The sequence below is a fragment of the Micromonospora sp. WMMD956 genome (assembly GCF_029626125.1).
In the GTDB taxonomy this organism is placed as follows: domain Bacteria; phylum Actinomycetota; class Actinomycetes; order Mycobacteriales; family Micromonosporaceae; genus Micromonospora; species Micromonospora carbonacea.
Map to the genome: position 1 here is coordinate 3,197,314 of NZ_JARUBI010000005.1, position 13,024 is coordinate 3,210,337.

Here is a 13,024-nt window from a genome sequence, read left to right on the forward strand (position 1 = left end):
TGGGCCGGGACGGTCGGTCACGGTCGGCGCGTCGCATCGGCCTTCACGTCGGTCGGGTGGAGCTGCTGCTGGAGGGCGAAGCGGTCCATCAGGTCCCAGTGCTCGACGAACATGCCGTCGCGCACCACGAAGATGTCCAGCACGCTGACCGAGAACTCGCGGCCGCTCGGCGGAATGCCGAGCACCTCGCCCACCTGCCGGCCGCTGAACGTCATCCGGGCCGCGACCCGGTCGCCGTCGACGAGCAGGTCGTCGAGGTCGAGGCGGGTGTTCTCGACGTTGGCCAACCAGTCGGCCACCGCGTCGCGCATGCCCTGCCGACCACGGGCCCGCGCCGGGTTCGGGTGCTGGTAGTCCGGTGCTATGCACTGGTCGAGGCGGCTGAGGTCTCGTTCGTTGAACGCCGCCAGCACATGGCCGACGAGTTCGGTGACGGTGGCCCTGTCCATGTCTGCACGCTGCTTTCTCAGGAGGTCGTCAGAGGGTCGGAGGGGTCGGCCAGCGCCGGCCGGAGGGGCGGGTGCTCCTCGGCGACCTGGATGCCGAGGCAGGTCGCACTGATCAGCTCGTGCGCGTCGGCGTTGCTGTAGGGGTGCATCGTTCCGGCCCGGACATCACGCAGCGCCCGGTCGTAGACGGAACCGGCGCGCAGCGCGGCCGAGCCGACGAGTTGGACCACCCGGTCGACGACCGCTACGGCGTGGTTCGTGGCGAGCACCTTGGCCAGGACCACCCGCGACATCCCCTGTTGGATCGTCATCCGGGTCCACAGGTCGTTGCCCATCACCTCCTCGGCGGTCTGCCGCAGGACCGCCCGGGCCGACTCGACGAGCAGCGTGCACTCGGTGATCGTGGTCCGGACGAAGGGCCGTGCCTCCCACCCGCGCCTGCGGACGTCGGCGAGGCAGTGCTCGAACGCACCCACGGCCACACCGAGGTAGACGGCGCCGAAGGTCGGCATCGACCAACCCCACAGGTTCTGCAGCAGGCTGCCGTCCAGGCTGCCGACGGGGAAGGCCAGGAGGACCGCCTCGTCGGGCACGAAGACATCCCGCAGGGCGATGTTCTCGCTGCGGGTGGCCCGCATGCCGGAGGTGTTCCAGGTGCCGGCGAGGATCTCCACGCCCGCCGCGTCGATGGGTATCCGGAACACCAGCAGCCGTGGCCCCCCGGGATGCTCCTCGTGCACGGCCATCGAGGTCATGTGGGTCATGACGGCAGATCCGGTGCCGAAGGTCTTGAGGCCGGAGACCACGAAGCCACCGTCGACCCGCGACGCCCGGCTGCCCGTGCTGCGGACCAGCGGATGTCCCGGTTCCGCCGTGGCCCCGCCGAGGACGACGTCGCCGACGGCGATGTCGCGCAGCATCCGTTCGGCGGCATCGTTCGGCGTGGTACGCCAGTTGCGCGCGAGCTGTCCGGCCATGGAGAGGTGCATGTTCACCGTAAGGGCGGTGGAGGCGCAGCCGGCCGCCAGCCGTTCCTGGGTGACGACCAGGTCCCGCAGATCCCCGCCCAGACCGCCCAACTCCACGGGCACGGTCAGGCCGAGATATCCGGACTTCCGCAAGGCGTCGAAGCTCTCGTAGGGGAATTCCGCGGACTCGTCGTACTTGGCCGCGCGGCGCGCGCACGACTCGGAGAGGCCCCGAACCATCCCTAGGAATCTTTCGGCGCGAGGCGCGGACTCGGCACTCACGTTCGAACTCCCTTCGGTCGGACGTCGGAATCCCGATCTCTCAGAGTTTCCTTACGGATACGCTCCGCTGTTATCAGCCAGGTTCGGGCGGCCCCCGGCGTCGGTCTCGGCGGGGTCTTCGGAACGCGCCGTCCCGTCGCCTCCGGAAGGTCGGCCGGTTCGCGGACCTGTGGCCGAAAACCGTGCCGGGCCAACCAGGCTTCCGGATCGTCCACTCCCGACTGCCAGGGCCGGCCCTCCCGGCGCATGTCCGCCAGCCACTGCCGCATCCAGGGGGCCCGGTAGAGATCCGTGTTGACGTGTTCCAGGCCCAGGACGCTGCCCTCGGCCGACAACTGTGAAACCGTGCTGATCACGCCCTCGACCTGCTCGTTCGTGAGGTAGTAGAGGAAGCCCTCGATCAGCCAGGCCGTCGGTGCGCTCGGGTCGAACCCGGCGAGGCGCAGGCGGGAGGACCAGTCGCCGGTCACGTCCGCGGCGACGACGTGTCGACGGCAGCGGGGACTGGTCAGGCCGAGGTCCGTCAGGAGCGCTTCCTTGCCGGCCTGGAGATCGGGCAGGTCGATCTCGAACAGCCGCAGATCGGTGGGAAGGTCGAGTCGATAGGCCCGGCTGTCCATTCCCGCGGCGACGATCACCGCTTGCCGCAGCCCGTTGCCGACGGCGGCGGACAGGAAGTCGTCGAAGAATCTCGTCCGCACCGCGAGTACGTCGAAACGGGGCGTCGGATTGTCGCGCAGATCGGCCAACAGGGCGGGGTCGGCGCGGGATACGAATTCGACCGCCAAGGAATCGACGAACAGTGGGTCTGGGCGGAGTGTCTCGGCGGCGCGGGCGACAGCTATCCAGTGCGCGGTCATGCTTGTCTGTTTCATCGCTCCCTCGGGCTCAGCTATTCTCCGCTCGGAAACGGCCTTCTTGGAGACGTCAATTCGCCTTCGGTCTCTGCTCGTGCTGCCCGTCGAGAACTCGTTGCAGGCTGCGCGTGAGTGTTTGCTCCAGAATGCGGGTCTGATGCTTGCGGACCATCGCCCAGTAGAAGTCGCCGCCCCGATTCAAGCTGCGGAGCACGACTCCGAGAATCGCTTTCGAGTCGGTCACGATGAAGGACATCCGGTGGTGGATGAAGCGGTCGCGGTCCCCGATCAGCACCTCGTGTCCATCAACCGCGAGTACCTGGTACGGCCCGAGGCGGTTGCCCACCACCGGGCGTTCCTGGGGCTTCTTGCGGTTCATCGTGTTCGGGCTGACCCCGAAGGGCCGCAGGATGATCCGCTGGACCTTGATCCATGCATCTACCAGCGGCAACAGGGCGTCGGGGGTGTCGCTGGGGCGGGTCATCGCGATCCTTGCCAGTTCCTGGGGATCGACCGCCGCGCCTGCGGGAAGCGTCACCGCCACCGCCTCGGCGTTGACATGGGGGGCCTCGTCCCGGAAGGCGGCCAGCGCTGATCCGGCCGGAATCGGAATATGATGGACGCGCATCTGCACCATTCCCCCATGAGCGTGAAATTAAGCCTGTCGACCCCTGGCCATGGGAATGGCAGGAGATGCTGAGCCGGCTTGCTCGGAACTGATGTCAGTCTCAGCGAAGGTGTCTAAATATTGGGGACCGAGGCTCCGCTGGTTGTCGTGCGAAAGCTGACACAATCGACTTGATCCCGCTGTGGAGCCTAGCATGGGATTGATGAGAGTCAAGGCGCGGCTAGGTTCTAAGTGGTGATCTACGAGCGGTTCACGAGGGTTGTCGATGCGATGTAGACACGCCCTGTGATCAGCCTGTAACATCGGTCGAGTCCTCGGGAGGTCGTAGGCGACCGGTACCCCAGTCGACGCGTGACGCCTGATGAGGCGCTATCTCACCCGCCAGGCCGACTGGCATCTCTGCAGAGTCGAGGACAGTTATCAGTCGTGGGCTTCGGATGAATCCCACATTACCGAAGGGTCAATGCCATGAGCATTTCTGTGGACCCCCAGACCGAGCTCGGTGTCGAGGAGCTGACCGGTCTGGACATCGACACGCTGGAGATCAGCGACTACCTGGACGAGTCGATGCTCGACACGCACGACCTGACCGAGACGATGATCGCCTCGGCGTCCTGCACGACCTGCATCTGCACCTGCAGCTGCTCCTCGTGACCTAGTCACTGAGGCCGAGCCCGCCCGCCGGTCCGGTCCGGCAACGGCCGTGCCGCAAGGCCGTGCCGCGGGCGGGCTCGGCGCCCACCTGAAGGGCTCTGGGCGCTGGCGCCTGTCTGATTCGAGACACCTGCGCCGTTCCCCGTAGTGAGCCGTCGATCCGTGTTCCTGGGAGGACATCCCGATGCGACCTGTCGTGCTGGTGCACGGGCTGCTCGGCACGCCCGAAGCGCATTTCGGCGACTGTGCCCCGTGGTGGGGCCACCCTGTGGTGCCGTTCAACCTCCCCGGGCACGGACCTCGCCACGAGGCGGCCACGGACCAGACGGCCGTCGCCGTCGACGATCTCTGTGCGCTCGTCCACGCCCAGCGGGAACGACCGCTGCTCGTGGGGGTCTCCTACCTGGGCGCAGCCGTCGCGTTCCGGGCCGCCGAGAAGGCGGCCGGGGCGGTGCACGGGCTGGTGATCTCGGGCTACTCGTTCACCATGGCGCCCGACGCGCTCGAACGCTGGTTGACCGCCTTCACCCGGATGGCGCGTGAGCAGCAGCCGAGCCGTGCCTACTTCACCCAGTTGCATGGTGAGAAGTGGCCCCGGCTGATCAGCTCCACCGCTGAGGAACTGCGGCGAGGACTGCTCCGCGTGCCGGACCGGACCGACCTCGAACACCTCGACCTGCCCGTCCTGCTGGTCAACGGTGCGTTGCTGGAGGCCGAGCGGCTCGCCGTCCAGCCGGCGGCGCAGTCCGGGGCCGACGTCGCGGTCGTCGCGGGCGCAGGGCATCTCGTCCCCCGGGACTGTCCCCGCTCGTTCGTCGCCGCTGTCGAGGAGTTCAGCGCCCGGATCGATCAGGAACGCACGGTCTTCCACGAACGCCGCCGCGCGACCGTCCCGACGGCGTCCGCCCCTGCACCCGAGGCCCCGACGGCCGCCGGCGGGGTGCCGGCCGCCGCGCAGAACCGCTCCGACCGGCCGGCGACGACGCCCGACACCGCATTGCCGGCTGCGCTGCCCACGAGCGTCGAGAGATCGCCCGCGGCGCCGCCCGGGAAGGAAACCGCCCCGCCCCGAGCCGCGGCCCGGCACCTGCTCGCGAGCTACGGGGTCGCGCGGGTGTGCTCGCTGCCTGCGGCGGCGATCGCCGGGCTGTCGTCGCACCGGTTGGCGCACCGGATGGACGAGGCCGACGCGTTGGATGCCCAATGGCGCGCCGAGTCCCGCCAGGTGGCGGAGGCCCTCACCGCGGTGGTGCCCCGCCTCACCGACCGGGAACAGCGCCGACGCACCCTCGACATCCGCCGCCTGTTGCACCGCGGCGCGGACCTCACCGAGGAACAGCTCGCCGAGCTGGCCGCACTTCCCGACGCGGCCGGGGAGATCGACGGGGCGCGCCGGCTACGGGCCCTGCGCGCCTGCCGAGCCGAGGTGACCAGCGGACTCGCCGAGGAGTACGAGCAGGCGCGGCACGCCGAGCAGGCGGTCCTCGCCGAACTCGGCGTGGATCCGGCGATCGTGATGAGCGCCCAGCTCACCGGGGCGAACGTAGCGCAGAACATCCGTCGCTTCGCCCGGGACGTCGCGGCCGGCGACGCCAACGACAAGCGGTCCCGGACCACCGAGGCGACCCTCGTCAACCTGATCTCGCGTAGCGCGCTGAAACCCTCCCCGTTCGGCCGGCTCGTGCACACCCGACCCGTGGTGTTCACCGATGCCCCGGAGGCCGACGCGGCCGAGGGGACGACGGCGCCCGGCCCGCTGCGGTCGGTGTGCCGGTTGCCCCGCCAACTCGTCGACTGGGTCGAGCGCACCCTGTGCCGGCACCCCGACCTGCGGCACGCGGTGGTGCTCCGCCGCGCCCCGATCGTGGCGCGGGCCCGGGGCGGCGTGGCCCTGCTCGTCCGGGGGCGGGACGGCACCGACCAGCCGGCCAGCGCCGAGCGGATCGTCCGGGCCGACGACGACGCCCTGCTCACCGCCGTCCTCGAGCTGCCCGCCGACCAACCGATCAGCGTGCCCGAGCTGCACAGGCGCTGCGCCGCGCGGTCCGGCGTCGACTCCTCCGCCCTGCGGGCCGGCGTCGAGGCACTGGTCGAGTCGGGGGTGCTGGCAGCGGATCTCGGCGTCGGCGAACAGGAGCCGGCACCGATGGACCGGCTCACCCGCCTGCTGCCGCCGGGTGGTGATCCTCGGCTGCGCACGGTCGTCGGTCGGCTGTGCGACATCGAGACCGGCTTCGGCGCGATGGGCGCCGAGCAGCGGGAAGCGGCCCTCGCCGACGTACGGACCTGCGTCGCCGAGCTGGCGCAACTGTGCGACGTGCCGCTCCCGCCGATGGAGGCGGCACGGAGCCTGATCTACGAGGATCTGGTGACGACCCAGCCGCGCCGGGAGAGCCGGGCGACCTGGAAGCGCCACCTGCCCGCCCTGTCGACCCTGCACGGGCTGGTCCCCCTGTTCGACGACGACGCGCACGTGCGGGCCATCGTCGCCGACGTCGTCCGCCGGGCCTTCGGCCCGGGGCCGCACCGTCTGCTGACCCTGTACTCGGCCCTCTCCGCGCCCAAGATGCGTGCCCTGCTGATGCAGCGGCTGCGTGAGCTGTCCGCACCCGTGCCGATGGAGCTGCGCGGGCTCCAGGACGCGATCCTGGGCCAGGCGGCGGTGCACGACGGGGCCGAGAGCACGCTCGACCGGGGGCAGCTCATGGAAGCGGTGGCGGGGCTGCCGGGCTGGGTGACCCGTTGGGAACGGGTGGGCTGGCAGGTGCAGCGGGCGCGGGAGACCGACCAGATCCTGGTGGTCAACGACGTTTCGGTGGGGTACGCGCGGGCCATCTCCCGGTTCTGCGGGGCGTACGAGCTGGCCGATCCCGCCTCGGCGGGGTTCACCGGGCGGGTGCGTGCCGACATCGCGCGGCACGACGACCCGAACGCCCCGTTGACCGACCTGTGCGCGGTGCTCGGCATCAACTCCAACATCCATCCGCCCCTGCTCGACCGCCACCTGCGCTACCCCTGCGGCACGCCGGAGCGGTGGGGCGGTGACGCCGGCATCTCGCTGGAGGAGTGCTGGGCGGAGGTCGACGTGCCGGCTGGCCGGCTGCGCCTGCGGCACGGCCGCAGCGGCCCGGCGCTGCGGCTGGTCCCGCTGAACTTCCTGCTCAACGACCTCGCCCCGCAGTTCTACCGCTTCCTCAACTTCTTCGGCACCGGCGCGCTGGCGAACATTGCCTGGTGGGACCGGGTGGACCAGCGTCGGCCGGAGCGCAGCGGCATCCGCCGCTATCCGCGGGTACGGCTGGACGACGTGGTGCTGGCGCGGCGGGCCTGGAAGGTCCCGGTGTCCGAGCTGCCCGATCTGAACGGCCTCAGCCGGCTCGACACGCACCGGGCCGTACGTCGCTGGCGGGCCGACGTCGGGCTGCCGGAGCAGGTGTTCTGCCGCAGCATGACCGTGCCCGACCCGCTCGTGCCGCGGACCAACGACGAGCAGGAGAGCTGGAGCCAGCGGCTGCAGAAGTTCCCCACCTCCGGTGAGCGCAAGCCCGCACTCGTCGACTTCGCCAGCGTGACCAGCGTGAGTTCGTGGCTGCGGACACTGCGGCGCGGCACCACCGAACTGACCTTTCAGGAGTGTCTGCCCGAGGTGGCGACCGGCCGGGCGGGCGACCCGGGCGGGCACGTCACCGAGTTCACCATCGAGACGACGTCGGAGGCAGGGTGACTACCGCACCGGTGTGGTTGTCGTGTCACGTCTTCTATCACGACGACGCGGACCGACTGTTGACCGAGTTGCTGCTGCCGATGCTCGCCGAGCTGCGGCGGCGTGGGTTGACGCAGCGCCAGTTCTACCTGCGTCACTGGGAACGGGGACCGCATGTGCGGGTCCGGACCCGGACCCTGCCCGCGCACCGGGATCAGGTGCGTGCGGAGATCGAGCGACGCGTCACCGAGTATCTGGCGGAGCACCCCGGTGCCACGGACACCGACCAGGGTCGGCTGGCGACCGCGCTGCACCGGCTCAACGAGTTGGAGCACGGCGTGGGCACGGACGTGCTGGAGGCCGAGCCCCCCAACACGCTGCGGTGGATCGAGTACCGGCCCGAGCTGGCCAAGTACGGCGGCCCGCGGGGCGTCGCGGTCGCCGAGGACGTCTTCGACACCAGCACCCTGCTGGCCGGCGAGGTGGTCCAGCGGGTGGGCGAGGGCCGGGCCCGGCTCGGCGTGGCGATGCAGTTCCTGTTGCTGGCCAGCCGCGCACTGGGGCTGACCGAGGCGCAGCGCCCGGTCTTCTTCCGCCACTACCACGAGCGGTGGCGCTCGTACGTGCCGGACCCGGCCCTGATCGGGGCCTGGGCACACCAGTACGACGCCCAGCGCGACACCTACCGGCGCATGCTCGGCGACCTGGAGCGCGGCCGGCCTCTCGGCAGGGGCCTCGGCCGCCGGTGGGAGGACCTGATCGCGGACGCTGTCGGCCGGCTCCGCCCGCTCGTCGAACGGCGCGAGGTGTGGCCGGCCGAGGTCGAGCCCTCCGCGCCGCCCTTCGTGGCCCTGGCCGCCCTGGTCAGCCAGTACCTGCACACGACGAACAACCGCATGAACGTTCGCCCCCAGGGGGAGTGTTTCGTGGCGTATCTGGCGCACCGCGCGGCCACCGACCGCGGCGCCGATGTCCCCGAGCTGTCCGGGCTGGCGGCGGGAACAGGAGCTGAGTAACCGTGACCACAGACAAGTTCGGCGACCTGACCGTCAACGTCCCCTGGTCCAGCCAGGAGGACCTCCTCCTCGACGTCGCGGCTCCCACCCTCGACGAGTCCGTCGAGCGGGGCGAGACCGAATCCTGGTTCTACCTGCGGGAGACCAAGGAGAGCAACTCCTACCTGCGGTTGAAGTTCCGTACCCGGAGCCCCTCGGTGGAGGCGCGGCTACGGGCCCGGATCAGCGAGGCCGTGGGGGAGGCGGGCCGGGAGAACCTGTTCGAGTACCGCCCGTACAACAAGGAGCACGACTGGCTCGGCGGGCCCGCGGCGCTGCACATCGCGGAGTCGTTCTGGACCGACACCACCCCGCTGGCGGTGGCGTCGCTGCGCGAGACCCGGGGCAACCGGGCGCTGCGCATGGCCCTGGCCTTCGACATGCTGGCGTGCAGCGGCGCCTTCCTGGCGACCCGGCTGCCCGAGAGCGTGAGCCGGTTCGGCTACCGGGCCGGCTACCTGTCGTACCTGGCCACCTTCGAGGGGTACATGCTGCTGATCCGCGACCCCGAGAAGGCCCGCGAGCGGCACGTCAGGCGGTACGAGCTCAACCGGGACGCCCTACGCCCGCGCCTGCGCCGGCTCATGGAGATCATGCGGGAGCCGGACGGGAACCTCGACGGCCTGCCCGAACCCACCCTGCGGTACATGAACAGCCTGCGGTCGCACCTGCCCGCCGTCCAGAAGGGCTTCGACGAGGGCAGGTTCTATCTCTACGCGACGCCGCGCAAGGACGACTTCAGCAAGCTGACGCCGGCGCCGGACGGGCTGTACCGCCGACCTGACCTGCCGTGGCTCGCCGACGCACCCGAGCCGCCGGTGGCGGGCATCCACCGTGCCATCGCCGACAACCCGTACTACCAGGGAATGATCAGAGAGGACCGCCGGTTCCAGGCGTCCCGGGTCGCCCAGGCGTACGGCCACTGGCATCTGTTCCGGCTCGGCTTCCTCCTGTCCGATCGATACACGCTGTGTTACCTCGTGGCGCGCAGCTTCGAGGAGGAGTTCGGGCTGGACGCGGCGGAGCTGATCCGCTCGGTCCAGCCGGGAACCGAGGTCCGGTGATGGCGACCGGTGCGGGAAAGCCGGGCGTACGGCCGTTCGACCGGGACGAGGTGGATGCCTTCGTCCATCGGCTGCGTGGCAGCTTCGACGACATCTACGGGGATTCGTGGCAGATCGACTGGCAGAACATCCCCAGCCCGTTCCGTTGGTACGAGACGGCGGAACAGATCGACCTGCCGCCCCTGCCGCGCCGGCTCGTCCGGGGCGGGGCGCAGCAGGCGATGACGGTGGCGCGGGCGGGACAGCTGTCTTGGCTGGGCGCGTTTCTCCAGGCCAGCTACGGGGTGGCCGGCGTCCGCTGGTATCCGGAGGGGACCGCCAAGAGCAGCCCCGAGCAGCCTGCTCCGGTGCACCGCGACGCCCACTACCAGCTCCGTCGGGCGGTGCCGTCCGGCGGAGTCACCTATCCGGCCGAATGCTACGTCTGCACCGACGGAAGCGGAGAGTTGACCGCCGGCGTCTACCACTACAACGCGAATCGTCACGCCCTGGCCCGCCTTGCGGCCGGCCGTCCCCCGGCGGGGCTGGCACCGACCGGCGGCGGCGTCCGGATCGTCCTCACGATTCCCCTGTGGAAGAACTACTTCAAGTACGGGGACTTCTCCTACCGGCTGGCCGCACTGGACAGCGGCACGGTGGTGGGCCAGTTCGCGCTGACGGCCCGGCGGTGGGGCTGGTCCTGCGGGGTGTCGCTCGTCGGTGCCGAGCCGACCCTGCTGCGTGGCCTGGGCCTGGACCCGTCTGTCGAAGCGGCGCCGGTCGTGCTCGACGTCCGGCCCGCGCCGATCGGCGGTGCGCCCGACACGGTGGAGGACGGCGGGCCCGCGCCGGGCACGGGCATCCGGACCGCGATGGTGCCGGACCTGCCGTGGCGCGGGGCGATGGGGATGCCGGACCACCGCTCGGGGGCTCGGCGGATGCACGCCGCCTGCCTGGCCGCGGCCGGAGAAGCAATCGACCTGCCGCCGGTCCCGCTGGACGGGCTACCGGCCGACGCCCAACTGCCCGCCACGGCGAGCGCTCCCCCCACGGTCGCGGACGCCTGGGCCCGCACGGCTCTCGGCGAGCAGTACCGGGGCTCCCCGGTGAGCATCGCAGCGGTGGCGACCTGGTGCGCCGAGGTGCTCGCCCCGCTGGACGGGGCGGTCCCCACCGAATCCGCCGGCGTTCCCGCCCACCCCCGGTGCCTGCTGATCGCCCGGTCGGTCACCGGGCTGTCGGCCGGTGCGTACCTGCTGCACGGCGACGGCCGCGGACTCACCCGCACCGCCGGGGGCGACTGGGGCGCCCTCGTGCAGCAGTGCCTGTTCGGGTCCTACATGAACTTCGCCCAGGTGCCCCTGATCGTCATCATGGTCGGCGCGGCGGACGTCCACCGGGGCCCGGGCGGTGCCCTCGCCTACCGGGCACAGCACCTGCTCGCCGGCCTGCTCGCCCAACGGCTGTCGGTGGCCGCGACCAGGGACGGGCTGTCGGCGCACCCGGTGCTCGGCTTCGTCACCGGTCCGCTGGACGACGCCCTGGGCCTGGCGGCGCGAGGGCTGACCTCCCTGCTGCTGGTCGGGATCGGCCAGTACCGGCGGGCGCTCTACCTGGAGAGCAGCACGCACCCGGTGGCCACGGGCGGCGGAGGCGACTCATGACGAACACGCTGCTGCGCCTGCGGGCGGATGCCTACTACGTATCGGTGCGCGACGGGGTGTGGGTTCGCACCACCGACGGCTCCTTCACCCTGCGCGGCTCGGCGGTGGCCCGGTGGGTGGAGCGGATCGCCCCGTTGCTGGACCGCGGGATCCCGGCCGAGCACCTGTTCGGGGCGCTCCGGCCGGAACAGGCCACCTACGTCCGCAAGCTGATCGGAGTTCTGGAGGAGCGCCAGGTGGTGCGGCGGCACCGCATCGACGAGCTGACCGAAGACTCGCCCGTGACCCGGGCGTTCGGCCAGCAGATCGAGTACCTCCGGCACGTCGTCCCGGACCCGGCGGCCGCGCTGGCCCGGGTCCGCAGCTGCCCCGTGTCCGTCGCGGGGCCGTCGGAACGCGCCTCGCTCATCGCCGCCGCCATGATCGAGACGGGCTTCGGCGACATCGTCCTGCGTGACGCCGAGCCGACCGCAGAACTGCGGGAACTCGTCGACGACCACCGGGCCGCCGGGTTGTCGGTCCGGTTGCGGGGGCCGGCCGGCCCGCCGGCCGACCGGATGCGTCTCGTGGGCCTGTTCTCCGCCGCGGAGCTCGACGCCGCGTGGCGTTTCCTCGACCGGGCCGGGGCCCCGGCGTGGGTGGGCGTCGTACGTGGGCAGGCGATGCTGCTCAAGGGCCAGGTCCCCGGCTCCGGGCTGGCCTGCGTCCGGTGTGCCTGGCGTCGGCTGGTCCATCCGGCCGTCGGACTGCCCGAGAACGCGAGCCTCGGGCACGTACCCACCGCGGTCGGTGCGGCGGTGATCGCCCAGGAGCTCTTCCAGCAGGTGGGTGCCGGGGACCAGGCCCGCCTGGCCGAGGGGGTGGTGGTCGACCTGACCCGGCTCAGCATCTGGCGTACCGCGGTGGATCCCGACCCGTCGTGCCCGGCCGCGCCGCACGCGACCGACCCGGCTGCGCCGGTGGTGCCGGCCCGCCGGCAGCCGTTCCCTGGCGTGGTCTCCGCCGCCCGCTGCTTCGGGCCACTGATCAGCTGTTCCCCGCGCGGGCTGGACCAGGGCCCCCTGGTGGCGCTGCGGCTGTGGGTCAACCCGGCCGGTCGCCCGGCCCCGGCCGCCCAGGGCGAGGAGCGCGCGGTGGTGGTCGCGTCGGCCGAGCAGGCGGCGCGCGACGAGGCGGCCCTGCTTGCGGTGGAGACGACGGCGCCGATGCCCGGACCGGCGGTGCTCGGGGTCGGCCCCACCGTCACGGCGGCGCTGGCCCGGGCGCTGTGCCGATGGGCAGCCGACCGGCTGACCGACGGGTGGTCGGAGGACATCGCCGCCGATGCCGACGGGCCCGCGCCCGACGTCCTCGCGCGGGGCGTCGTGCGGTGCCAGCGACATCCCAGCGGGCTGTGGCGTGCGCTGGTCGGCGACGGCGACCGCTGGACGGTCGGGACCGACCGTGACGATGCCGCCGGGCGGGCGTGGTTGTTGGCGCAGGCGTGCCGCCAGCTGCCGTCCGTGGACCCGGGCGCGCTCGTCCCGGCGGCAGGTGGCCGGCCCGCCGGGGACCGGTTCGTGCGGGACTGCGCCGAACGGCTCGGCCTGCGCTGGTGGGAGGAGGCGCTCCCACCGCTGGTGACCCCGCACGTGGTCGGCGTCGCCGTGGCCCCGGACCGCGCCGTCGCCCCGCCTCCACCGGCGGGGACATGACCGGCGCGCATAGCGATCCTCGAACCA

The 13,024-nt window shown here is 71.7% G+C and carries 10 protein-coding genes; 6 read left to right on the forward strand and 4 right to left on the reverse strand.

Translation table 11 applies throughout. The features are described 5' to 3' along the window. Positions 1–17: 17 nt before the first annotated feature. From O7628_RS14730 to O7628_RS14745, 4 genes are all read right to left on the reverse strand, one after another. Complete coding sequence (locus tag O7628_RS14730) at positions 18–449, reverse strand: ester cyclase (protein WP_278131131.1); 432 nt, start codon at positions 447–449, stop codon at positions 18–20. 17 nt (positions 450–466) lie between these two features. Continuing rightward, positions 467–1,657 (reverse strand): acyl-CoA dehydrogenase family protein, encoded by a 1,191-nt coding sequence (locus O7628_RS14735; protein WP_278131133.1) that lies wholly within the window; start codon positions 1,655–1,657, stop codon positions 467–469. 38 nt (positions 1,658–1,695) lie between these two features. Continuing rightward, the gene (locus tag O7628_RS14740; protein WP_278131135.1) at positions 1,696–2,559 is read right to left on the reverse strand and encodes an SAM-dependent methyltransferase; all 864 of its coding nucleotides are present in this window, start codon (positions 2,557–2,559) and stop codon (positions 1,696–1,698) included. 67 nt (positions 2,560–2,626) lie between these two features. Next, positions 2,627–3,193, reverse strand: coding sequence for a DUF2867 domain-containing protein (locus tag O7628_RS14745; protein WP_278131136.1), 567 nt, complete (start codon positions 3,191–3,193; stop codon positions 2,627–2,629). 459 nt (positions 3,194–3,652) lie between these two features. On the opposite strand from O7628_RS14745, the gene O7628_RS14750 reads away from it, so the two are divergent. The 6 genes from O7628_RS14750 to O7628_RS14775 all read left to right on the forward strand — a co-directional run bounded on the left by O7628_RS14750 (position 3,653) and on the right by O7628_RS14775 (position 12,997). After that, positions 3,653–3,838, forward strand: a complete 186-nt coding sequence (locus tag O7628_RS14750; RefSeq protein WP_083302709.1) for a thiocillin/thiostrepton family thiazolyl peptide — start codon at positions 3,653–3,655, stop codon at positions 3,836–3,838. 184 nt (positions 3,839–4,022) lie between these two features. Continuing rightward, positions 4,023–7,562, forward strand: coding sequence for a hypothetical protein (locus O7628_RS14755; protein WP_278131138.1), 3,540 nt, complete (start codon positions 4,023–4,025; stop codon positions 7,560–7,562). After that, complete coding sequence (locus O7628_RS14760) at positions 7,559–8,557, forward strand: lantibiotic dehydratase C-terminal domain-containing protein (protein WP_278131139.1); 999 nt, start codon at positions 7,559–7,561, stop codon at positions 8,555–8,557. Before O7628_RS14755 ends, O7628_RS14760 begins: the two co-directional genes overlap by 4 nt. A gap of 2 nt (positions 8,558–8,559) precedes the next feature. Next, positions 8,560–9,660 (forward strand): lantibiotic dehydratase C-terminal domain-containing protein, encoded by a 1,101-nt coding sequence (locus O7628_RS14765; RefSeq protein WP_278131141.1) that lies wholly within the window; start codon positions 8,560–8,562, stop codon positions 9,658–9,660. After that, positions 9,660–11,303 carry a hypothetical protein gene (locus O7628_RS14770; protein WP_278131143.1) on the forward strand — a complete coding sequence of 548 codons (1,644 nt, stop codon included), beginning with the start codon at positions 9,660–9,662 and terminating at the stop codon, positions 11,301–11,303. The genes O7628_RS14765 and O7628_RS14770 overlap by 1 nt, the downstream gene beginning before the upstream one ends. Then, positions 11,300–12,997, forward strand: coding sequence for a hypothetical protein (locus O7628_RS14775; protein ID WP_278131145.1), 1,698 nt, complete (start codon positions 11,300–11,302; stop codon positions 12,995–12,997). Before O7628_RS14770 ends, O7628_RS14775 begins: the two co-directional genes overlap by 4 nt. Positions 12,998–13,024: the final 27 nt, after the last annotated feature.

What these genes read in the sequence shown, in the direction of transcription:
- O7628_RS14755 (WP_278131138.1), top strand. Translation starts at nt 4,023, where the DNA reads ATGCGACCTGTCGTGCTGGTGCACGGGCTGCTCGGCACGCCCGAAGCG.
- O7628_RS14745 (WP_278131136.1), bottom strand. Translation starts at nt 3,193, where the DNA reads ATGGTGCAGATGCGCGTCCATCATATTCCGATTCCGGCCGGATCAGCG.
- O7628_RS14770 (WP_278131143.1), top strand. Translation starts at nt 9,660, where the DNA reads ATGGCGACCGGTGCGGGAAAGCCGGGCGTACGGCCGTTCGACCGGGAC.
- O7628_RS14730 (WP_278131131.1), bottom strand. Translation starts at nt 449, where the DNA reads ATGGACAGGGCCACCGTCACCGAACTCGTCGGCCATGTGCTGGCGGCG.
- O7628_RS14775 (WP_278131145.1), top strand. Translation starts at nt 11,300, where the DNA reads ATGACGAACACGCTGCTGCGCCTGCGGGCGGATGCCTACTACGTATCG.
- O7628_RS14735 (WP_278131133.1), bottom strand. Translation starts at nt 1,657, where the DNA reads ATGGTTCGGGGCCTCTCCGAGTCGTGCGCGCGCCGCGCGGCCAAGTAC.
- O7628_RS14750 (WP_083302709.1), top strand. Translation starts at nt 3,653, where the DNA reads ATGAGCATTTCTGTGGACCCCCAGACCGAGCTCGGTGTCGAGGAGCTG.
- O7628_RS14740 (WP_278131135.1), bottom strand. Translation starts at nt 2,559, where the DNA reads ATGACCGCGCACTGGATAGCTGTCGCCCGCGCCGCCGAGACACTCCGC.